The 21,681-nt window shown below is 38.0% G+C and carries 15 protein-coding genes; 5 read left to right on the plus strand and 10 right to left on the minus strand.

Annotated elements, in window-relative coordinates:
* Positions 1-85: 85 nt before the first annotated feature.
* From ASG31_RS15280 to rpoB, 10 genes are all read right to left on the minus strand, one after another.
* A complete protein-coding gene (locus ASG31_RS15280) occupies positions 86-895 on the minus strand; it encodes a helix-turn-helix domain-containing protein (protein ID WP_231433769.1) in 810 nt (269 codons plus the stop codon).
* A 265-nt stretch (positions 896-1,160) separates the two neighbouring features.
* A complete protein-coding gene (locus ASG31_RS15285; protein WP_056034632.1) occupies positions 1,161-1,907 on the minus strand; it encodes a T9SS type A sorting domain-containing protein in 747 nt (248 codons plus the stop codon).
* Between the two features lie 5 nt (positions 1,908-1,912).
* Positions 1,913-2,440 carry an ankyrin repeat domain-containing protein gene (locus ASG31_RS15290; RefSeq protein ID WP_056034634.1) on the minus strand — a complete coding sequence of 176 codons (528 nt, stop codon included), beginning with the start codon at positions 2,438-2,440 and terminating at the stop codon, positions 1,913-1,915.
* Positions 2,440-2,982 (minus strand): YceI family protein, encoded by a 543-nt coding sequence (locus ASG31_RS15295; RefSeq protein WP_056034639.1) that lies wholly within the window; start codon positions 2,980-2,982, stop codon positions 2,440-2,442. The genes ASG31_RS15290 and ASG31_RS15295 overlap by 1 nt, the downstream gene beginning before the upstream one ends.
* A gap of 12 nt (positions 2,983-2,994) precedes the next feature.
* On the minus strand, positions 2,995-3,345 hold the full coding sequence (locus tag ASG31_RS15300; protein WP_231433770.1) for a c-type cytochrome: 351 nt from the start codon (positions 3,343-3,345) through the stop codon (positions 2,995-2,997).
* 3 nt (positions 3,346-3,348) lie between these two features.
* Positions 3,349-4,194, minus strand: a complete 846-nt coding sequence (locus ASG31_RS15305; protein ID WP_056034643.1) for a DUF5777 family beta-barrel protein — start codon at positions 4,192-4,194, stop codon at positions 3,349-3,351.
* Positions 4,195-4,317: 123 nt separating this feature from the next.
* Complete coding sequence (locus ASG31_RS15310; RefSeq protein ID WP_056034646.1) at positions 4,318-4,968, minus strand: Crp/Fnr family transcriptional regulator; 651 nt, start codon at positions 4,966-4,968, stop codon at positions 4,318-4,320.
* A gap of 475 nt (positions 4,969-5,443) precedes the next feature.
* A complete protein-coding gene (locus ASG31_RS15315; RefSeq protein WP_056034649.1) occupies positions 5,444-5,752 on the minus strand; it encodes a DUF3467 domain-containing protein in 309 nt (102 codons plus the stop codon).
* 142 nt (positions 5,753-5,894) lie between these two features.
* Entirely contained in the window at positions 5,895-10,160 is a 4,266-nt protein-coding gene (gene rpoC, locus ASG31_RS15320) for a DNA-directed RNA polymerase subunit beta' (RefSeq protein ID WP_056034652.1), read from the minus strand.
* Between the two features lie 96 nt (positions 10,161-10,256).
* A complete protein-coding gene (rpoB, locus tag ASG31_RS15325) occupies positions 10,257-14,075 on the minus strand; it encodes a DNA-directed RNA polymerase subunit beta (RefSeq protein ID WP_056034655.1) in 3,819 nt (1,272 codons plus the stop codon).
* A gap of 651 nt (positions 14,076-14,726) precedes the next feature.
* Between rpoB and ASG31_RS15335 the strand changes: the two genes are divergently transcribed.
* From ASG31_RS15335 to ASG31_RS15355, 5 genes are all read left to right on the plus strand, one after another.
* On the plus strand, positions 14,727-14,906 hold the full coding sequence (locus ASG31_RS15335) for a hypothetical protein (protein WP_056034661.1): 180 nt from the start codon (positions 14,727-14,729) through the stop codon (positions 14,904-14,906).
* 73 nt (positions 14,907-14,979) lie between these two features.
* A complete protein-coding gene (locus tag ASG31_RS15340) occupies positions 14,980-15,795 on the plus strand; it encodes a hypothetical protein (RefSeq protein ID WP_056034663.1) in 816 nt (271 codons plus the stop codon).
* Positions 15,796-15,825: 30 nt separating this feature from the next.
* Positions 15,826-16,980: a hypothetical protein gene (locus tag ASG31_RS15345; protein ID WP_131725566.1), complete on the plus strand. Its 1,155-nt coding sequence runs from the start codon at positions 15,826-15,828 to the stop codon at positions 16,978-16,980.
* Positions 16,981-17,222: 242 nt separating this feature from the next.
* Positions 17,223-17,822, plus strand: a complete 600-nt coding sequence (locus tag ASG31_RS15350) for a hypothetical protein (protein WP_056034667.1) — start codon at positions 17,223-17,225, stop codon at positions 17,820-17,822.
* Positions 17,823-17,875: 53 nt separating this feature from the next.
* A complete protein-coding gene (locus ASG31_RS15355) occupies positions 17,876-21,649 on the plus strand; it encodes a beta strand repeat-containing protein (protein ID WP_131725567.1) in 3,774 nt (1,257 codons plus the stop codon).
* Positions 21,650-21,681 lie beyond the last annotated feature (32 nt).

Here is a 21,681-nt window from a genome sequence, read left to right on the forward strand (position 1 = left end):
GTTTTGTTATTATAAAATTGCTTGTTAAGATTAACGCTGCAAAATTGTGACAGATTAAAAAAAAGGACTTTGCAAATCAGCTCAATTATTTATCTTTTTGGTTCAAACGGTATTTTTTAGGTGAAATACTATACTTTTCGGTGAAACTTCTGGTGAAATTAGCGATGTCATTGAATCCGCATTCGAAGGCAATTTCAGAAATACGTTCATCAGAAACCGAAAGTAATTCGGCAGCTTTTTCAAGCTTTTTGGTCTTCATATAATTGGCGGGAGTATCATTGTAAAGCTTTGCAAATTCTCGTTTAAAAGATGAAACACTAAGATTATTATGATGTGCAAGTTCGTCAATCGTTAACTGTGAAAACAGATGAGCTTCAATAATTTGTTTAAAAGTATAAGTAGTTGGCGAAAAAAGCTGTGATAATATAACTTGTATGGCTTCTACATTGCTTGTTTGTGAAAGTAAAAGTATAATTTCCTTTAATTTCAGAACTAAAATATCTTCATTGACCAACGAAGGATTTTCAAAATAAAACAGTAATCCTTCAATATATTTTTGAATTAAAAAATCATTGTTTATTTTCTCAATTGATTTATTTGAAACTATTTTTTTTTGTGACTTAAGTAGTAAAGGTAATTCTTTATCGTAAATTTTCTTGAGTATATCAGGATGAAAATTAATAATCACAATTTCATTACTGCTTTCTAAGCCTTCATTACTTATTTGTTTATCGGAGTTTATACAATTTTGGAATAACGAATGTTTTCCCGGGAGATTTATTTTTTCATCGTCCAGTCTGTATTGTATTTCACCTTCCAGCATGTATAAAAAACAGGCATTATCCGTAATAGGAAAATCAAATTTAAAAGGTGATTTTATAACCAGTTTGTGCAATAAAGGTTTTCCGAATAAATCATATTTTTTGTGGTCGATAATCATAATCTATAATAAGTTTTATCTTGTAAATTTTATAAAAAATCCAGCACGCATGTTTGAGTAAATTTATCGAAATACTTCTAATCATAAAACTTCTTGATGATTCATATCTTGAAGAAGTGCGATTTTACTTTACTAAGCCAGTATTTAGTTTTTTTATGATAAAAATCCTGAAAACTTTACAGCTTCCAGGATTTTATAATTCAGATTAATTACTTTAAATTTATTCTTTAATCAATTTCTCGAAGGTTTGGCTTCCATCTTTCATCAGAATTTCAATGTAGTAGCTTCCGGATTTGAAATCAGAAATATTGATGTTTTCTAAGTTTTTGTGTACTTCCTTAACTTTTCTTCCTGTTGAATCAAAAATTTCTAAGGAAGTGATTTTTTCAGGGTTTTTAAAACCAAAACTTTCCTTTGCAGGATTAGGATATAGAACATTTTTTTTGCTCTCTGCAGCTAGATCGGATGTGGCCAATACTCCTGCCATCGTTAGAGATGCGTATCCACGGGTACCGGCACTGTGATAGGCGATTCCTGTTCCTCCACCCGTTCTGGCGTAGAAAATACTGATGGTTCCCGCAGCATTTGGGATGGCAAAATCGCCTGCTCCGCCAGCGAGTGATCTTGTAGCTAACACGGTCCGTGTGCTTCCTGAGACGGTATTCGATGTTTCTGTCCAGTCTTGTGATGGGTCTGGAGAGGGAGCTGTAAATCCTCCAAAAGTATAATCTCTGTTTGCTGATGAATTGTAGATAAATCCGTCTGCACCACTCGCCATTCCGGAGTTTCCGAAACCAATTCCCATCATAGAATTGCTGTCGCCAATTAAAGTAATGGTAGCTGTAGAAGCATTGGTGTCTAACTTAACGGTCATAGCCGCCGCAGTTAAATTAACTGTACCTGACGAAAACTGAGCCTGAGCTACTGTTGCCAGTACCAAGCCCGAAATGAGTAAAATTTTCTTCATATATTTTAATTTTTTAAAAGGTTGATAATTTCTTTATTGTCGGTTTTCAGCGCGTATTCAAAAGGCGTCATTCCCATTGAATCCTTCACTGTTTTATCTGCATTATGCTTCAGCAGTATCTGTACAAGTTCTGTATTTCCTGCTTTTACAGCCCAGAAAAGCGGCGTTGTACCTGTAGAATCTGCTATGTTTGGGTCTGCCTTTTTATTTAACAGATGTTCTGCCAGCACTTTATTGTATCTGAATGAAAGACCAGCCAGAGCTGTCCCTTCGTTGCTTTTGTAGTTAAGGTCTTTTACGTTGTCTATCAAATATTTAGCCACCTCAATATTGCCGCGGTAGCAAGCTAAAATTAAAGGAGAAAAACCGTTTTCATTTGTCTCGTTGATAATATCCGGATTACTTTTCATTAATTCTTTTACATCCGCTACGGTTCCGCTTCTTGCAACATCAAATATCGATTTTGATTTTTCCTGAGCTGCCACTGAAGTGAAACTCAGAAAGAAGCTAAGTATTAAAGCCAGTTTTTTCATTATTTAGTCAGTACATAATTATATTCTACATTTACACTTTCTGCCACTTTTTTCATAACCATTTTAGGAATGGTTACTTTATAATCAGCAGGTTTTGCAACAAATTTCCCCTGCATATAAATTTTTCCGTCTTTTGCAGAAACCGTTGCAGTGGAATTTACTGCTCGGTCTACACCGTGGAAATTAAGTGTTCCCTGAACGTTATATTTCTGTGGTGAGGCTGTAAGTTTTGTTTTGTCGAAGCCTGTAATTTTCCCTTTAAAAGTTGCTTTGGGATATTTTGTGGTTTCGGCGTAGCTCTCATTGAAATGTTCTTCCATCAGTTTCACTTTAAAATGAAAATTTTTCACCGTGGAAACTGAGGCAAAATCCTCGTTATCTGCGTTGATGATCGCAATATTGCTGTCGTCCTGCGCAAAAACATCCTCAAACAGAGGCACAGAAGCCTCGAAGGTGACCTTCCCAGTTTTTGTTGAATACTTCTGAGCAGAAACTGTACCTGCAAAACCTAAGGCTACACAAAAGAATATCAGTTTTTTCATAATAATTTAATTTTAATTTTCGGCAAGCCCGTCGGCTTTCCATTTGGTGATGATGGAGATTTGTGTGGGAGAAAGACTTCCGCCCTGAGGCATTTTCAGCGGATCTCCTGTAGGTTTGCTTATTCTGACTATGATGTTGTCTATATTATTTTTCACCTGAGAATAGCTGGTCAATGGCTGAAAAAATCCAGATCCCTGTGCAGAATGGCAGCTGATACAATTGGCATCGAAAATCGGTTTGATATCTTTGTTGTAGGTAACCACAGCTGCAACCGGAGTTTTATCTGAAATCTCGTCATAAGTGCGGCTTTCACATGCGGTAAACAGTATTGCCGGCGAGATGATGTACATTATTTTTTTCATAATCTAAAAAACTCTGTAAAGGTTAAATCCAAAAAAAATCTGTCCTTTTTCCCATTTTCCTGCCGCATTGGTTAGATATCCTATGTCTGAATTCAGCTGGGAATTTGAAAATAAAAGCTGGAAAACGTGACCGCCGGTTTCGATATCCATTCCTATTGAGAGCGGGTTTTTGTAGAAACTGTGACTGTCGTAGTTTACAAAATATTCGGCATTAACTGAGATTCTTTTTGAAATTTTATAACGGCCGCCAAGACCTGTAAAAAACTGATCTTTATCTTCAACTGTCGGTTCGTACAGGTTTTTATGAACGTAAGACGGCGTAAGTTGAAGGGAAAAGTTTTCATTAAATCTTCTCGATATCAAAGCCTGACTTAAATACGAAATCCGGTCTGAAAACCGAAGACCGGGATAGTTGTCTTTACTTAAATCTGTATTTACTGCCACTACGTTGTAACCTACGATGTCTACAGGAAATTTTGCGTTCTGCTGCACCAATCTGTACTTTATGGCGCCTTCAAAAGTTTTAAGATTGGTTTCTCTAGAAAGACTTAATGAAACTGCATCTGTAAGACCATAGATTGCCCCCAACTTAGTGGATGCGTCATCAAGACCGAAAAAATCTTTAAAACCTTTGCTTACATCCCCGAAACGGTGTGCTACTACAAAGTACCACTCTTTTTTTGCCGCAAGCTTGGTAGATTGCCCCGTAACAATCTGCAGCGCCTTGAATGCCGGAGGTGAGATTTCTGTATTGTCTGTCTGAATGGTGTCAATATCTTTCAAAAGATCATCCTGAGAAAAAGCAAGACCTGATGTAAATAGTGACAAAAGGAGGAAAGTTTTTGTCATACGCATAATTATTAAAATTCGTAGAACAAACTTAGAAACTTATGATTCTAAAAGTTGGTGATAAAAGTCACCGATACCATTGTTTTTATCAATCAAAAACATAAAACAGTTAAAACAAATTTATTAGACCAGGCTAACATTTTCGTTCTGAGGAATTCTGATGCCTTCTCTGCTTTGCGAAATTTCACCTTCGTTTTCAATTTTCTTCAGCACCCTGCTTACAACTTCTCTTGAAGTACCGAGATTGGTGGCAATCTCCCGATGAGTGAGTTTGATGGGGTGATTTCCTGTGATGGCAATCTGCTGTTTGATGTAACTGAGGATTCTTTTATCGAGCCTGTGAAAAACAGCTTCGTTCACCATATTCATTACGTCTGTGAACCTTCTGTCGTACTCCAGAAAGAATATTTTATTGATGGCGGGAAACTGAACCAGCCAATTTTGCATTATATCTGCAGGAATAAGTAAAACCTCTGAATCTTCTTCAGCTACAGCGTAAACCCTGCTGATGCCAGTGGTGAAAATGGATGAAAAAGTCATCATGCAGCTGTCATTTTCCCGGACGTAGTAGTAAATAAGCTCACGACCGTCATTCAACGTAAAAACTCTTACTGAACCTTTTATGACGAAAGGAATAAATTTGTTTTTCTGCCCTTCCCTCACGATTTCAGTTTTCGCTTTTATCTGAGTAACTACAGCATGTTTTCTGATTTCTTTTAAAAAATCAGCGCCTAAAAATTCAAACCTTTCAACGATAAACTGATTATGTGACATATAGTTCAAACAAATTCGGAATCAAAGGTATAAAATTGAAAATTATGGATGTTAATTATTTTTAATGTATTATAATTTTGAGTTGTTCTAAATAGTTGGGAGATAGAAGATGGGAGATGGGAGATTATTGAACCCTGCGGGTTCTTTTGATAAGGATCATTTTTATTTCCAGAGGTCTCGTTGATGGTTATTGTAACTGAATCCTGCGGTTTTTTAAAATGTGAATAATCTTTCTTTCCTAAGTTTTACGTTTGGATATTTGAATTTTATATAGTGAATTTTATGAGATGTTGAGAAAGAGCGAAGTCCCGCGCCCCGACCTGAACGGAGCTCTTTTTGTGCGGAGGTACGACGAGCAAAAAAGCGGGAGTGGAGGGCGGAAATTGGCGCCCAAATGAAAATTACGGAAATGTTCGGGCAAAAAAAATACCCTGACTTGCGCCAGGGTATTCTTTATATCTGATTAAGATCAATCTTAAGCATTTACGTTGTTTCCTCCTCCTAATACGAAAGGTTCAACTTCTTTGATTTCACCGAACTGCTGCTCGTAGTTTGTAATGTTCTGCTGAAGTGCAGCCAAAACTCTCTTTGCGTGAAGTGGAGCAAGGATTACTCTTGATCTTACGTTTGCCTGCTGTACACCTGGCATCAACTGGATGAAGTCTACTACAAACTCAGATGGAGAGTGGTTTACCAAAGCAAGGTTACAGTATACTCCTGTAGCTACCATTTCGTTCAGCTGAATGTTGATGTTTCCGTCTTGTGGATTTTGATTGTTGTCCATTTTTTTATTTAAAATTTAAGGTTTTAATGTTCAAAGCTCAAAAATATAAAAAAGTTTCAACCTTGAATATTATATTTCAATTTATTTTTGAGATACGTGGACCGGGATACGATACCCGCATCCCGAATCACGGAACTCTTTATTAGTTAAGATCTTCGAATTCTTTTCTGGAACCTACGATCACGTTCTGATACTCTTTAAGACCTGTACCTGCAGGGATTCTGTGTCCTACAATTACGTTTTCTTTAAGACCATTTAGGCTGTCTACTTTACCGGCAACTGCTGCTTCGTTAAGAACCTTGGTTGTTTCCTGGAATGATGCTGCAGACATGAATGATTTCGTCTGAAGAGCTGCTCTGGTAATACCCTGCAATACAGGTGTTGCTGTAGCGGGTAAAGCGTCTCTTACTTCAACTAAGGCCTGATCTTCACGCTTCAGTTTAGAGTTTTCGTCACGCAGTTCTTTGGTTGTAATCATCTGTCCCGGCTGGAAAGCTTTAGAATCTCCGGCTTCGGTAACTACTTTAAGACCAAATACTCTGTTGTTTTCTTCAAGGAAATCGTATTTGTGCTCAAGTGCACCTTCAAGGAACTGAGTATCACCTCCGTCTACAATCATTACTTTCGTCATCATCTGTCTTACGATGATTTCGAAGTGCTTATCATCAATTTTTACCCCCTGAAGACGGTAGACTTCCTGAATTTCATTTACTAAATATTCCTGAACAGCCGTAGGACCTTTAATTTTCAGGATATCGTCTGGAGTAACTGAACCGTCAGAAAGTGGCGAACCAGCTCTCACGAAGTCATTCTCCTGTACCAAAATCTGGTTGGATAATTTAACCAAATAAATTTTTCTTTCACCAGTTTTAGCCTCAACGATCAATTCACGGTTACCTCTCTTGATTTTTCCGTAAGAAACCACACCGTCGATTTCTGTAACTACAGCTGGGTTAGACGGGTTTCTTGCTTCAAATAATTCTGTAACTCTCGGAAGACCCCCGGTAATATCCCCGGTCTTAGCAGCTTTTCTCGGGATTTTGATTAAGACTTTACCAGCCTTAATTTTCTCACCGTCGTTTACCATTAAGTGGGCTCCTACAGGCAAGTTGTAACCTTTCTGCTCAACACCTTTAGAATCTACTACCTTCAATGTAGGTACAGCTTTCTTATTTCTTGATTCAGAGATTACTTTCTCTTCGAAACCTGTCTGCTCATCGATCTCCAGCTGGAATGAAATACCCTGAATAATATCTTCGTATTCTACTTTACCGGCATTTTCAGCAATAATTACCGCGTTGTAAGGATCCCATTTTGCAATGATATCACCTTTCTTCACTTTATCACCGGATTTAACAAGTAACTGCGAACCGTAAGGTACGTTGGCTACCATTAATGGCGTTCTTGCTTCGTTATCAGCTACCAATCTGAATTCTGTTGTACGGGATACTACTACTTCCGCAGTGTTTCCGTTTTCGTCTTCAGAAGTAATTGTTCTTACTTCATCCAACTCAACGATACCGTCTCTTCTTGCAGAGATTGAAGGATTTTCTGATACGTTTGTAGATACACCACCCTGGTGGAAGGTTCTCAATGTAAGCTGAGTTCCCGGTTCCCCGATGGATTGTGCAGCAATTACCCCTACAGCTTCTCCCATGTGAATGGTTTTCCCTGTAGCAAGGTTTCTACCGTAACATTTAGCACAGATACCTTTTTTAGCTTCACAAGTAAGTGGTGAACGTACTTCTACAGCTTCCAATCCTACTTCTTCGATCTTTTTGGCTAAAGCCTCAATGATTACCTCATCAGCATTAACGATGATCTCGTCCGTTTCAGGATCATAAATATTGTGTAATGAAACTCTACCTAATACTCTTTCAGAGATTTTTTCAACAATCTCATCATTTTTCTTCAATGCAGTAACTTCAGTACCTCTTAAAGTTCCACAGTCTGTTTCTGTAACGATAACATCCTGTGCAACGTCTACCAGTCTTCTCGTTAAGTAACCTGCATCGGCAGTCTTAAGAGCGGTATCCGCAAGACCTTTACGTGCACCGTGGGTAGAGATAAAGTATTCGAGGATGGAAAGACCTTCCTTAAAGTTTGCAAGAATCGGGTTTTCGATAATTTCCGCACCAGTAGAACCAGCTTTCTGCGGTTTTGCCATCAAACCTCTCATCCCTGATAACTGACGGATCTGTTCCTTAGAACCCCTCGCACCAGAATCAAGCATCATGTATACAGAATTGAATCCTCCCTGGTCAACTTTCATTCTGCTCATGATCATTTCAGTTAATCCAGCGTTGGTGTTTGTCCAAACGTCAATTACCTGATTATATCTTTCTGTATCTGTAATAAGACCCATGTTATAGTTGGCTCTAATTTCGTCTACAGTTTCAATAGATGTTGCGATCATTTTCTTTTTCTCAACAGGAACAACGATGTCACCTAATGAGAACGAAAGACCTCCTTTGAATGCATTTGAATACCCTAGGTCTTTCATTGCATCCAAGAACTTCACAGTTGTAGGGAAATCTGTATCAGCAAGTACTTTACCAATAACATTTCGTAATGATTTCTTTGTAAGAAGTTCATTAATATATCCTGACTGTTTAGGAACTATCTGGTTAAATAAGATTCTACCTACAGAAGTTTCAGTTAGTTTCGTTGTGATTTCACCGTTTTCTTTGATAGGAAGTCTACATCTTACTTTAGCGTTCAATGAAACTCTGCCTTCAGCGTAAGCGATTTCTGCTTCTTCCGGAGAGTAGAATGCAAGACCTTCACCCAAAACTTTCATATCTTCAGTAGAGCTCAATTCTTTGGTCATGAAATAAAGACCAAGAACCATGTCTTGAGATGGTACCGTAATTGGAGAACCGTTTGCAGGGTTCAAAATGTTCTGAGAACCTAACATCAATAACTGAGCTTCCAAAATCGCTTCTGGGCCTAACGGTAAGTGTACCGCCATCTGGTCACCATCAAAATCGGCGTTGAATGCTGTTGTTACCAAGGGGTGAAGCTGGATTGCTTTACCTTCGATCATCTTAGGCTGGAAAGCCTGAATACCCAGTCTGTGAAGCGTAGGTGCTCTGTTTAATAAAACAGGGTGACCTTTCATCACGTTTTCAAGGATATCATATACTACAGGCTCTTTTCTGTCGATGATTCTCTTTGCAGATTTTACAGTTTTTACAATTCCTCTCTCGATCAGTTTTCTGATGATGAACGGTTTGTAAAGCTCAGCTGCCATATCTTTAGGAATACCACATTCGTGAAGCTGTAAGTTTGGACCTACAACAATTACCGAACGCGCAGAGTAATCTACCCTTTTCCCAAGTAAGTTCTGACGGAAACGACCCTGCTTACCTTTCAAAGAATCTGAAAGTGATTTCAATGGTCTGTTTGATTCAGATTTTACAGCAGAAGATTTTCTTGTGTTATCGAATAATGAATCTACAGATTCCTGAAGCATACGCTTCTCGTTTCTTAAGATTACTTCAGGAGCTTTGATCTCCAATAATCTCTTCAAACGGTTGTTTCTGATGATCACTCTTCTGTAAAGGTCATTCAAATCGGAAGTTGCGAAACGCCCACCATCCAATGGAACCAATGGTCTTAGTTCTGGTGGTATTACAGGAAGTACACGCATAATCATCCACTCCGGTCTGTTGATCATTCTTGTATTGGCACCTCTCAATGCTTCTACAACGTTCAATCTTTTTAGAGCTTCAGTTCTTCTTTGTTTTGAACCTTCGTTGTGAGCTTTGTGTCTCAAGTCGAAAGACAAAGCATCAAGATCGATTCTTTTTAACAGTTCTTCAACAGCTTCAGCACCCATTTTGGCGATGAATTTGTTTGGATCTGCATCATCAAGATACTGGTTTTCAACAGGAAGAGTATCCATAATATCAAGATATTCTTCTTCTGTAAGGAATTCCATGTGATCGAAATCTGCACCGTCTGCTTTTTTAGCAATACCCTGCTGAATTACTACATATCTTTCGTAGTAAATGATCATATCTAATTTCTTAGAAGGGATACCCAAAAGGTAACCGATTTTGTTTGGTAAAGAACGGAAATACCAAATATGCGCGATAGGAACAACCAAACCGATGTGTCCGATTCTTTCTCTACGTACTTTTTTCTCCGTAACCTCTACACCACAACGGTCACAAACGATCCCCTTGTAACGGATTCTCTTGTATTTACCACAAGCACATTCGTAATCTTTGATAGGACCGAAGATTTTTTCACAGAACAAACCGTCTCTTTCAGGTTTGTGCGTTCTGTAGTTAATGGTTTCCGGTTTTAAAACTTCACCTCTGGAATCCTGTAAAATGGACTCCGGAGAAGCTAAACCGATGGTTATTTTATTAAATCTACTTGATTTATTTTTATTTGACATTGTTTTATTTTTAGATTTAAAGATTAAGAGATTTGAGATTTGAGACTTTGCTTTTACAATTGTCTCTTATCTCATGTCTATGCGTCTCTTGTCTTATTACTCTTCCAATCTTACGTCTAATCCAAGACCTTGTAACTCGTGAAGTAATACGTTGAAAGATTCAGGAATACCTGGTTCAGGCATTGCTTCTCCTTTCGCAATCGCTTCATAAGTTTTCGCTCTACCAATCACGTCATCCGACTTCACAGTAAGAATTTCTCTCAGGATATTTGATGCACCGAATGCTTCAAGTGCCCAAACCTCCATCTCTCCGAAACGCTGTCCACCGAACTGAGCTTTACCTCCTAAAGGCTGCTGAGTAATCAATGAATAAGGTCCGATAGAACGTGCGTGCATTTTGTCGTCTACCATATGTCCTAATTTCAACATGTAGATGATACCCACCGTTGCCGCCTGAGTAAATCTCTCTCCGGTACCACCATCATAAAGGTAAGTGTGACCGAATTTAGGCACTCCTGCTTTCTCTGTGTACTCAGTGATCTGATCAAGAGTAGCACCGTCGAAGATTGGCGTAGCGAACTTCATTCCCAGTTTCTGACCAGCCCATCCAAGAACTGTCTCATAAATCTGTCCGATGTTCATACGGGAAGGTACTCCAAGTGGATTCAATACGATATCAACCGGTGTTCCGTCTTCAAGGAACGGCATATCTTCCTGACGGACGATTCTCGAAACGATACCTTTGTTACCGTGACGACCTGCCATTTTATCTCCAACGTTCAGTTTACGTTTTTTAGCGATATATACTTTAGCCAGTTTCATAATACCTGCCGGAAGCTCATCACCGATAGAAATTGCGAATTTCTCACGGTTTTTAACCCCTTGGATATCGTTGAATTTGATTTTGTAGTTGTGAATTAATTGTTTGATCAATTCATTCTTATCGTTATCAACTGTCCAGTCTGAACCGCTCACATTTACATAATCTTCTACAGACTGAAGAAGTTTCAGGGTAAATTTAGTTCCTTTACCGATGATTTCTTCGTCTAAATCGTTGGTTACTCCCTGAGAAGTTTTACCGCCAACAAGAGTATTTAATTTTTCAATTAAAGTATTTCTCAACTCGTCAAACTTCGCTTTGTAAGTGTTTTCAATCTCTTCAAGCTTCAGTTTTTCTTCAGTTCTCTTCTTTTTATCTTTGATGTTTCTTGAGAACAGTTTTTTGTTGATCACAACACCTCTCAATGATGAATCTGCTTTTAATGAAGCATCTTTCACATCACCTGCTTTGTCACCAAAGATTGCTCTAAGAAGTTTTTCTTCCGGAGTAGGGTCTGATTCTCCTTTTGGAGTAATCTTACCAATCATGATATCACCAGGCTTCACTTCAGCACCAATTCTGATCATACCGTTCTCATCAAGATCTTTTGTAGCTTCTTCAGATACGTTTGGAATATCTGCTGTCAGTTCTTCCATACCCAATTTGGTATCACGAACTTCAAGAGAATACTCATCCACGTGGATTGAAGTAAACCAGTCTTCACGCACAACTTTTTCGTTGATTACAATTGCATCCTCGAAGTTGTACCCTTTCCAAGGCATGAAGGCTACCACTAAGTTTCTACCTAAAGCCAGTTCTCCGTCTTCAGTTGCATAACCGTCGCAAAGAACCTGACCTTTCTGTACCACATCACCTACTCTTACGTTTGGTCTCAATGTAATGGTAGTACTTTGGTTGGTTTTTCTAAATTTAGTAAGGTTATATGTTTTAGTAGCAGATTCGAATTGTACCAAATCTTCGTCTTCGCTTCTGTCATATTTAATTACGATTCTGTCAGCATCTACATACTCTACAGTACCAGTACCTTCAGCATTGATCAAAATTCTTGAATCTCTTGCAACCTGCTGCTCAAGGCCTGTACCAACGATTGGAGCCTGTGGCTTCAACAATGGAACTGCCTGACGCATCATGTTTGATCCCATCAATGCACGGTTTGCATCATCATGTTCCAGGAATGGAATTAATGAAGCTGAAATACCGGAAATCTGGTTTGGTGCAACGTCGATCAAATTAACTTCTGAAGGCTCAACTACAGGATAATCACCGTCAAGACGTGCAATAATTCTGTCTGTAAGGAACGCTCCGTTATCATCCAACTCAACGTTTGCCTGAGCAATTACTTTATCTTCTTCGTCTTCCGCATTTAAGTAAACCGGCGCATCGTTTAGTGCAACCTTACCAGCTTCTACTTTTCTGTACGGAGTTTCGATGAAACCAAGTCTGTTAATTTTAGCATAGATACCTAGTGAAGAGATCAAACCAATGTTTGGTCCTTCAGGAGTTTCGATAGGACAGATTCTACCATAGTGAGTATGGTGAACGTCACGCACCTCGAAACCTGCTCTTTCTCTTGATAAACCACCAGGTCCCAGGGCAGAAAGTCTACGCTTGTGCGTGATTTCTGATAGTGGGTTGGTTTGGTCCATAAACTGAGAAAGCTGGTTGGTACCAAAGAATGAGTTGATTACTGATGTTAAAGTTTTAGCATTAACAAGGTCAAGCGGAGTAAATATTTCGTTATCTCTAACGTTCATTCTTTCTTTAATTGTTCTTGCAATTCTGGAAAGACCTACACCGAACTGTCCTGCCAACTGCTCGCCTACAGTTTTAATTCTTCTGTTTGACAAGTGATCGATATCATCCACATCTGTTTTTGAGTTTACCAGCTCAATTAAGTGTCTTACGATAGCGATGATGTCTTCTTTAGTAAGAACTTCTGTAGTGGTAGGGATGTTTAGATTTAATTTTTTATTTAATCTGTAACGTCCAACTTCACCCAATGAATATCTTTGTTCAGAGAAGAATAATTTTTCGATAATTCCTCTTGCTGTTTCCTCATCTGGTGGATCTGCATTTCTAAGCTGACGGTATATGTATTCTACTGCTTCTTTCTCAGAATTGGTAGGATCTTTCTGTAAAGTATTCTGAATGATAGAAAATTCGTTGCTGTTTTCTTTGTGAATCAAAATAGATTTTACACCGGCATCAAGAATAAGATCAATATGTTCTTTTTCAAGGATTGTTTCTCTGTCTAAGATAATTTCGTTTCTTTCGATAGAAACCACTTCACCGGTATCTTCGTCTACAAAATCTTCGAACCATGTGTTCAATACTCTCGCAGCTAAAGTTCTGCCTTCCACTTTCTTAAGGGCAGCTTTAGAAACTTTCACTTCTTCTGCAAGGTCAAAAATCTGAAGAATATCTTTATCAGATTCATAACCGATGGCTCTTAAAAGAGTTGTTAAAGGTAATTTTTTCTTACGGTCGATATACGCGTACATCACGCTGTTGATATCTGTTGTAAATTCCATCCAGGATCCTTTGAAAGGGATAATTCTTGAATAGTATAATTTTGTTCCGTTTGCGTGGTAAGTCTGTCCGAAGAATACACCTGGTGAACGGTGAAGCTGCGTAACGATAACCCTTTCAGCACCATTGATGATGAAAGACCCGCTCGGAGTCATGTAAGGAACGGGACCTAAATAAACATCCTGTACTACAGTCTGGAAATCTTCATGTTCCGGATCTGTACAGTATAATTTAAGTCTTGCTTTTAAAGGCACTGAATACGTCAGTCCTCTTTCCACACATTCATTGATAGAATAACGTGGTGAATCTACCAGATAATCAATAAATTCTAAAACGAATTGATTTCTGGAGTCTGTGATAGGAAAATTCTCCTGGAAAGTCTTATACAAACCTTCGTCTGTTCTGTCTTCAGGTAGAGTATCCAGCTGAAAAAATTCTGTAAACGACTCAATTTGGATATCCAAAAAATCTGGCGTTACTACTTTTCCCTTCGCTGTGGAGAAATTAATTCTCTTTTCCTGAGTTGTAGCTGTTGTTTTACTCATAAAACTTTTAAGAAAGGTTAAAAAATATTTTGATTAAAAAAAATATCAGAAACAAAAAGAAACAAGATAAAAGTAAAAAGGTAAAAGTGTTTTTGGCGCACGGAGAACCTTAATATTAACATATTGATTCCAAATTATTTCTAACTGCAACGCTGGTATATCTTTTCACAGCGTAATGCAAAATACTTTTAAGATCTTTTGAGGCTGAAGTGTCTGAAATTTTTAAAATACACATAGCAAAATCTCTTTCAAAAATCATGAAAGAGCTGATATTGAGTATTTTAGAAGTTTTTATACAAATTTTCGCGCCAAAAGAGAATGCAAAACTACAATTTTATTTTGTATTACACAAAGAAACATTAAAAATCAGTGAGTTAAATATCTTCAATCCTATTAAACAATTTAGCACAATACAATCTGGCTGTAGCGAATGTGAAAATGCGCTGTGGTACTTGTTAGTTAAATTATTACATCATTTGAAAAGATTCAATACATAATATAAATCATAGAAATATTTTTTTTAAAAGTAAATTAACAAATATTAATAAATAAATGAATATTATTTAGTTTTGTATTATATAAAGTATTTATATTTGCAGCAAGTTAAAAAAATACACCAATTGTATTTTAAAACTTAAAAACATCATACCAATGAAAAATTTAAAAGAAAAATTAGCTGATCTTAAAATTGAGCAGCTAGAGGAAAGAAAGGAGTTTACTTTCTACACAGTTAAGAATTGCAACCCTCAACCACCATGTGGACCAACTCCTCCTACTACCCCTCCTGCAAACCCAGGAAACGGTGGCGGAAATACTGGAGGTGGCTGGTAAAAAACTTTCATAAGCTAAGAAAAAGCGGACTTTCGGGCCCGTTTTTTCTATTTCTAACCAATTCTCTGTTCCGATGAAGAAAGAAAACAGCATAGGTTTTTACCTTTTTCAAAATCTCCTCCTCATTATATCAACGGGCTATAAAATTGATGACAAAAAAAAATTCTCTGCATTTCAGAATGGAGTGAATGAGTTTAAAGATTTTGTTTTCCTTCAGGATGGGATTATAGATAATGATATTGCATGGGTTTCTCAGTTTGAAAATAATACAAACATATTAGCTCAGTGTAACCAACATTACAAAAATGCAATCTTTTCTTTACTGCAGATCTTCCCCTCAGATCATCTGTTTTGGGAATATCTCGCCGCAGAAGAAAAGCTGTACTATAGCTACATTATTAAAGAAAAATTCAACAATATCAGAAGACCTGTTCTGGAAATTTCTGATTTTGAGGAAATGTCTTACAACAAACATAATCTTGCACTGGTTCCTATAAAAGGTATGGACTGGCTTTTCGAAGCTAAAGCCGGCTATGATGATATTAAAAAAATTTTCACCTGCATTTTTAACGGAATGCAGATGATGGATGATATTGATGACTTTGCAAAAGACCAGGCTTCCGGACAGTGGAATCTGCTTCACAGCAATGTAAAAAAAATCATTACTGACGAAAATTTAGTAAATGATGAAAATCTGAACCGTTTTGAAGAACGCATTTTTTATGCATCAGGATTATGTGAGAAATACAGCCTTTATGCTTTGGAGCAGTACAACAATGCCTTAATTAATTCTGAAAAATTTGATTTTCCTGAACTGAAAATCTGGCTCACCCAAATTATTGAGGAAGTACAAGAAAGCATAAAACTGGTACAAAAAATCACACAATAGCATCTCACCAGAACATTTTAAACTGATTTGATGATGAATCTACTCGGTGCCCAGCCCATTTTCACGAAAAAGAAAAATGGAAATTATGTGATGGAAATCGACAACCGCTTTTTCGATATAGACGAAGAGGTAAAAACAGTGATGCAAGCACTTTCCGAAGCTGAAAATTACGCACAGGCATCAAACCTCTACAACAAATTTACTCGCGAGTTCTATTCTGAAGAAGATTTCACTTTCTACAGCACTGAACTTTTAAAAAGATTCGATTTAAAAAACAAAAAAAAGAGTTTTCTTCTCTTCGAAAAAATTCTTATCCCTGAAAAGGCAGCCGGTAAAATTGCACAGCTCATCGCTTTTTTATTTAATCCTACATTTTTCTGGATTGCATTTACTTCACTGATTTTATTTTCAATTTACAATATTTTTTTTGATAACAATACAAACACCAGCGGAAATTTTTCAGTTTCAATCATTTACACCTTTGCGCTCTATTTTGTAACCATTATCTTTCACGAGTTCGGTCATGTAGCTGCCTGCAGAAAATTTACCGGCAAGAATGGAGGTATCGGTTTTGGTATTTATATTCTTTATCCTGTTTTCTATTCCAACATCAGCGCAGTGTGGCACGCAACTAAACAGCAGAAAATAATTGCAAATCTTGCAGGTATATACATGCAGCTTTGGTTTGTACTGGCATTTTACCTGCTTGGCAGATACACTGGCAACAGTTTTTTTACAGCTTTCAGCAAAGTGATGGTTTTTATGTGCTTTATGCAGATACTCCCTTTTATAAGATCAGACGGCTACTGGCTTCTGAGCGATTTGACAGGAGTAGCTAACTTACTTGAAAAATCAGGCAAAAAAGTAAATGAATTTTTGAAGAATCCAACTGCGTTTTTCAAGACGAAAGACTACATTGATTACTACCTCTTTTTATATGGAGTTTTCAATTTATTATTCGTGATATCATTTGCTTACTTTGAAATCAGATATAACTATGTGGCAATATTAGATTACCCTTTCTACATTTGGGATTTATCACAGCAATTCCTTAATGGAAATTGGCATAAAATAGAATTTGACGTAAAATATTTTTCTGTTACACTGTTCTACTACATAATATACAGTTACGGAAAACAGATTTTTCAGAAGATTTTTGGCTACTCAGCTGAAAAAACATCCTGAATATGATCATAATTTCTGGTATTTGTAATTTTATACAAAATATAATCATAAAATTACAAACAATTTAAAATATTAATATTATTCAATATTTAGTTTAATAAAAATAAGTTTATTAATGGTTTTTATTGAAAAATATAAGTATTTTTGCATTACACTAATAAAAAATTAAAAACTAATCAACCTTGGTTAATTCCCTGCGCTTTCCTATGGTTTCGTATCAGAAGCATTCCCCATTTGGGACTATGCTCATTTTTGTTTTTTCTTTTTTATCCACCCAACTCAATGCACAGGTAGACATTGAAACTAATGAGGTGCAACAAGTAGAAATTTTTCTTCAGGGAAATGCAAAACTTCATTCTTCGGACGAAATTTTCAATGCACAGATAGAATCTAAGAAGATAAAGATCAACAATGATCACAAAAATTTCCTCAGTATTGAAAAAGAAGGTTCTGTAATCATCATCGAAAACAAACCAAAAAAGGAAAATTTTGCCACCGACTTAAAGACAGCTCAAAAACAAAAGGTTGCTGAAGTAAAAAAATCAATCAAAACGAAAACAGAAAAGGCACTTCCTCCTGTAACACATGGTTTTCAAGACCTTATAAAAAATCAACCCTCGTCTGGAAAGCTTGCCTATCTGAGAGGATCTTTGAAACAAAACTTCATTACGCCAACAGGAGGTCATGATTTCCAGAAAGGAATCTCAGAAAAACAATTTACACTCTTAATCAAGCTCCTCAATGGTCTGCATGAGAAGAAAATCCTCGATTACAACAGCCAGAGCAAGAAATTTGGTTTCACAAAAGTCTTATCCGTAAGGCCTCCCCCGTTTTTATGTTAACCTATATTTTATTTTTTTAAATAAAAAAATTTTAACGTAAAAACTTAACTAAAATGAATTTTAATTTTACTAAGAAAAGTCTTGTACTTTTCCTACTATACTTCTTGTGCACTAATGTTTCTGCCCAGCACAGAGGAAGATTGTATCTTTCGGCCGCTGGTTCTGGCAGAGTGTACGATATTACAGATACTCCCACCGGAACAACACCAGCTTTTTTAACGTCTCCGGCTTACTTTAATGGCAATGGCAGTGCTAATAATAATGTTAGTAATCTTGCGATTGGATTCAATCCAGCCAGTCCAAACAGCTTAGTTTTTGTACACAGCAGCATTGGTGGTGGTAATGCTGTTTATGTAGATGGAAATGACAGCAATATAAATTTACCTACAGGAGGTATGGGTGGATTTGGAACCAATAATGTACCTGGAACATATTTCGGTCAGGTATTTGGATTCAATTCAGGAACCAGAAATATTTCCAGAGCCTATCCGACGAGTGCGGCAAATGTGGTAACAAGCTCAGCAGCTACAGGAGATACCGATTGGGGTGATGCTACAATAGTAACCAACGACGCAATGTTTGATTATCAAAACAATATATATTGCGTTGCAAGAAACAGTAATGATACAGCACGATGGCTGTACCGCATATCTTTAGGCACGGGTGTGGCTACAAAAGTTGCAACAATCTCAGGAGCATTTGCTGCGGGAAGTGGTATAACCGCACTTGGCTCAGCATATCTGAACGGGAAAATGTATGTAATAAATGCTGACTCTGATTTATACAGCATTAACATGACTACGGGTGCTTCTGTTCTTGAGAAATCATTTTCAGGAATTACTGCTGCAGGAAACAAAGATCTCGCATCAGTAGATTATTTTCTTCCCTTTAAGTTTGACTGCTCTGGTATAGCTTTTACCAATGATAATCCATATACCGTAGGCGTAAGTTCTGCAAGAACTCTACGAATCCCAATTAATGATGTATATGCACCTGGAACCTATACAATTAACATTACAGGAGCAAATATTACAAACCCTGCTTTCCAGGCAGTTATAACATCAACGTCTACATTTATAGATGTTCCAGTAACCTACAATGGTGCTGGTGCAAGTGGCATTAGAAATCTAACTATAGACTTAAACGGAAGTACAACTACCTGTACTACTACCGCATTTGTAGATGAAGATTCAGACAGAGACGGCGTGGGTAATTCTTTAGATTTTGATGATGACAATGATGGTATCACAGATATATTGGAGGGGCAATGTTCATCAAAACCAAGTCTGCTGAAGTCTGTTACATTCAGTGCTAAGGGCGCTGGAGCAGGAGGACGTCCTACAGTTACGTTTGAAGCACCTGCTACAGGAACAGGCAAAAGAACTTTAATTCTTCTACTAAGTGTAGAAAGAGATCATACACCACTACCGTTTGGCGATAACAGAGAAGCCGTCTCCCTTTATACGAGTTCCACAGTTCAAACCAGCTTAATGCCTACTGTAACGTACGGAGGTATTGCAATGGATAAAAGAAGTTACAATTTAACGTATGATGCAGTTACCGGAGATCCTGCAACACTGGCAAGACTCAGTAACACACAATATGTGTACACAATTACCGACAATAACATTGCGGCTGGATTGCAAAATATTGATTTAAGCACTTTTGCTCTTGGTAACAATGCGGGAGACGAATTTACTGCAACCGTTTTAATATATGACAATGTGCGTGCACTGGAATTTGTGACTTCACAGGGAAGCAACAGTACAGCTACAAATTATCCAACTCAAATCTCTGTACAGGGCAATACAGCCTCCGGTTTAACTGGTTCGGTACCACAGGATAACATTCTATTAGCTTTCAGCACTATATCAAATGAAAATGGTATGACTCTTTCTCCGGGATGGTCTACAATTTACAACTCCACTCTCAGTAATACCGCCGGCACATATTCAGGAACTGCGAATGTAACCGAAAACAGCTCTGAAAATGATGGCCTGTCTTATGCAATAGCCAGCCTTACAAATGCTACCGGCACTCAAACGGCGACCTTCACATTCAACACCGCCAATCAACTGTTAAGAGGAGCGATTTTGTATAGAATAGTTGGATTTGGTAGTACGTGCGTACTTACAGACACTGACTCCGACGGAACTCCAGACTACTTAGATTTAGACTCCGATAATGACGGCTGCCTTGATGCTGTTGAAGGCAGTTCAACGATTACCAACTCTCAGCTGACAAATGCCGCGGGAACTGTAACGGTAGGCACAGGATCTTCTGCTGCAAATCAAAACCTTCCAGGCCCGGTGGGTCAAACTGCAACCAATCTTGGTATTCCACCACTTGCCGGTAACGGACAGGGAATAGGAACAGCAGCGATTGCAAACCAAAGCCCTTGTTACATAGATGCTAAAAATGACATCAACCAAACACCATTAAATACACCGGTTACAGGCTTCCTTTTAACCAATGATGTGAGCGGAGAAGCTGCTGCAACTTTATCATCAGCACAGTTTTATACTTCTACAGCAGGAACTTTAGCAAGCTTACCGGTCATTACAACAGCTCCGGGAACAGGTACTCTAACATCAGTCTACACCTCAACAGGTACTCTCGCCGGAACTATACGTCTGTACTCTACAGGTGAATACCGTTTCACACCTGCTACAGGATTTACGGGTACAGTGCCTGTAAATTACACAGCTGTAAATGCAGTTGGGGGCAGCGATTCTGCACAGCTTGAAATTCAGGTGGTGCCGGTTTCAAATCCTACAGTGAATGATGCGCCGGTAGCACTGAACGATACGGGAGTTACAAAAACAGGGGTTACTTTAAACTCAACAGTTTTAGGAAACGACAGTGATCCGGATTTAACAGCTACACTTACCGTAACAGCTGCAACTACCGTAAACTCTGTAGGAGCAAACGTTACGATCACACCAGGTACAGCAATCACTGTTTCGGGTGTAAACACATCAGGAACAGCAGTTGCCAATGTTGGATCATTTACATTAAATGCCGCAGGAACATATACATTTGTGCCGGTAGCAGGCTTTGCAGGAAACGTTAATCCGATCACCTACACCATTAGTGACGGTGCATTAACAGATACAGCAGTTTTAAGTGTTGAAGTGAAAGCAACTACCGCTCCACCGGTTGTTTTTGCCAGCGATGACGCCAGAGTAACACCGAAAGGCGTTTCTACAACAGGAAACGTACTTGCCAATGATACTTCTACACCTACAGGAACCTTAACTGCAGGCAGCCCTGTGGTAAATGGTACAACGCTTACAATAGGTACAGCTACCTTAATTTCAGGCGTAGGAACAATCACTTTTGGAGCAAACGGAAATTATACTTTTGCCCCGCTTGCATCGTACGTGGGAACAACATTGTTAACGTACACAGCATGCAACAGCTCTTCTGTTTGTTCTATGGCTACATTGTATCTGACCTCACTTAATCTTCCGTCTTACTGCTACAAAGAAGGAATAACCACAACGGTGAAAAACCAACCTGCGAAGCACGGTATTACTTCATTGAACAGAGCAGGATCAGGAAGCACAGAATGGCCAACAGTAAGACAGGGAGCCTGGACAGTACTTGAATCTAAAACCAAAGGTTTTGTAATCAACAGAACAACATTTGTAGATGCAGACAACAATCCTGCAACACCTAACACTCCACCACTCACTGCAATTCCTGCTGCAAACTACGTGGAAGGTATGATGATGTATGACGAAGGTGTACACTGCCTTAAAATTTACACAGGAACAGCAAATGGATGGCAGTGCTATAACACTCAGGCTTGTCCGGACTTTTAAATAATTTAAGTTTAACATTAATTGAAATTCAA

It is taken from the genome of Chryseobacterium sp. Leaf404 (assembly GCF_001424145.1).
Taxonomy (GTDB): domain Bacteria; phylum Bacteroidota; class Bacteroidia; order Flavobacteriales; family Weeksellaceae; genus Chryseobacterium.

Coding starts and splice junctions, on each gene's coding strand:
- ASG31_RS15285 (WP_056034632.1), bottom strand. CDS start 1,907: ATGAAGAAAATTTTACTCATTTCGGGCTTGGTACTGGCAACAGTAGCT.
- ASG31_RS15290 (WP_056034634.1), bottom strand. CDS start 2,440: ATGAAAAAACTGGCTTTAATACTTAGCTTCTTTCTGAGTTTCACTTCA.
- ASG31_RS15295 (WP_056034639.1), bottom strand. CDS start 2,982: ATGAAAAAACTGATATTCTTTTGTGTAGCCTTAGGTTTTGCAGGTACA.
- ASG31_RS15300 (WP_231433770.1), bottom strand. CDS start 3,345: ATGAAAAAAATAATGTACATCATCTCGCCGGCAATACTGTTTACCGCA.
- ASG31_RS15305 (WP_056034643.1), bottom strand. CDS start 4,194: ATGACAAAAACTTTCCTCCTTTTGTCACTATTTACATCAGGTCTTGCT.
- ASG31_RS15310 (WP_056034646.1), bottom strand. CDS start 4,968: ATGTCACATAATCAGTTTATCGTTGAAAGGTTTGAATTTTTAGGCGCT.
- ASG31_RS15315 (WP_056034649.1), bottom strand. CDS start 5,752: ATGGACAACAATCAAAATCCACAAGACGGAAACATCAACATTCAGCTG.
- rpoC (WP_056034652.1), bottom strand. CDS start 10,160: ATGTCAAATAAAAATAAATCAAGTAGATTTAATAAAATAACCATCGGT.
- rpoB (WP_056034655.1), bottom strand. CDS start 14,075: ATGAGTAAAACAACAGCTACAACTCAGGAAAAGAGAATTAATTTCTCC.
- ASG31_RS15335 (WP_056034661.1), top strand. CDS start 14,727: ATGAAAAATTTAAAAGAAAAATTAGCTGATCTTAAAATTGAGCAGCTA.
- ASG31_RS15340 (WP_056034663.1), top strand. CDS start 14,980: ATGAAGAAAGAAAACAGCATAGGTTTTTACCTTTTTCAAAATCTCCTC.
- ASG31_RS15345 (WP_131725566.1), top strand. CDS start 15,826: ATGATGAATCTACTCGGTGCCCAGCCCATTTTCACGAAAAAGAAAAAT.
- ASG31_RS15350 (WP_056034667.1), top strand. CDS start 17,223: ATGCTCATTTTTGTTTTTTCTTTTTTATCCACCCAACTCAATGCACAG.
- ASG31_RS15355 (WP_131725567.1), top strand. CDS start 17,876: ATGAATTTTAATTTTACTAAGAAAAGTCTTGTACTTTTCCTACTATAC.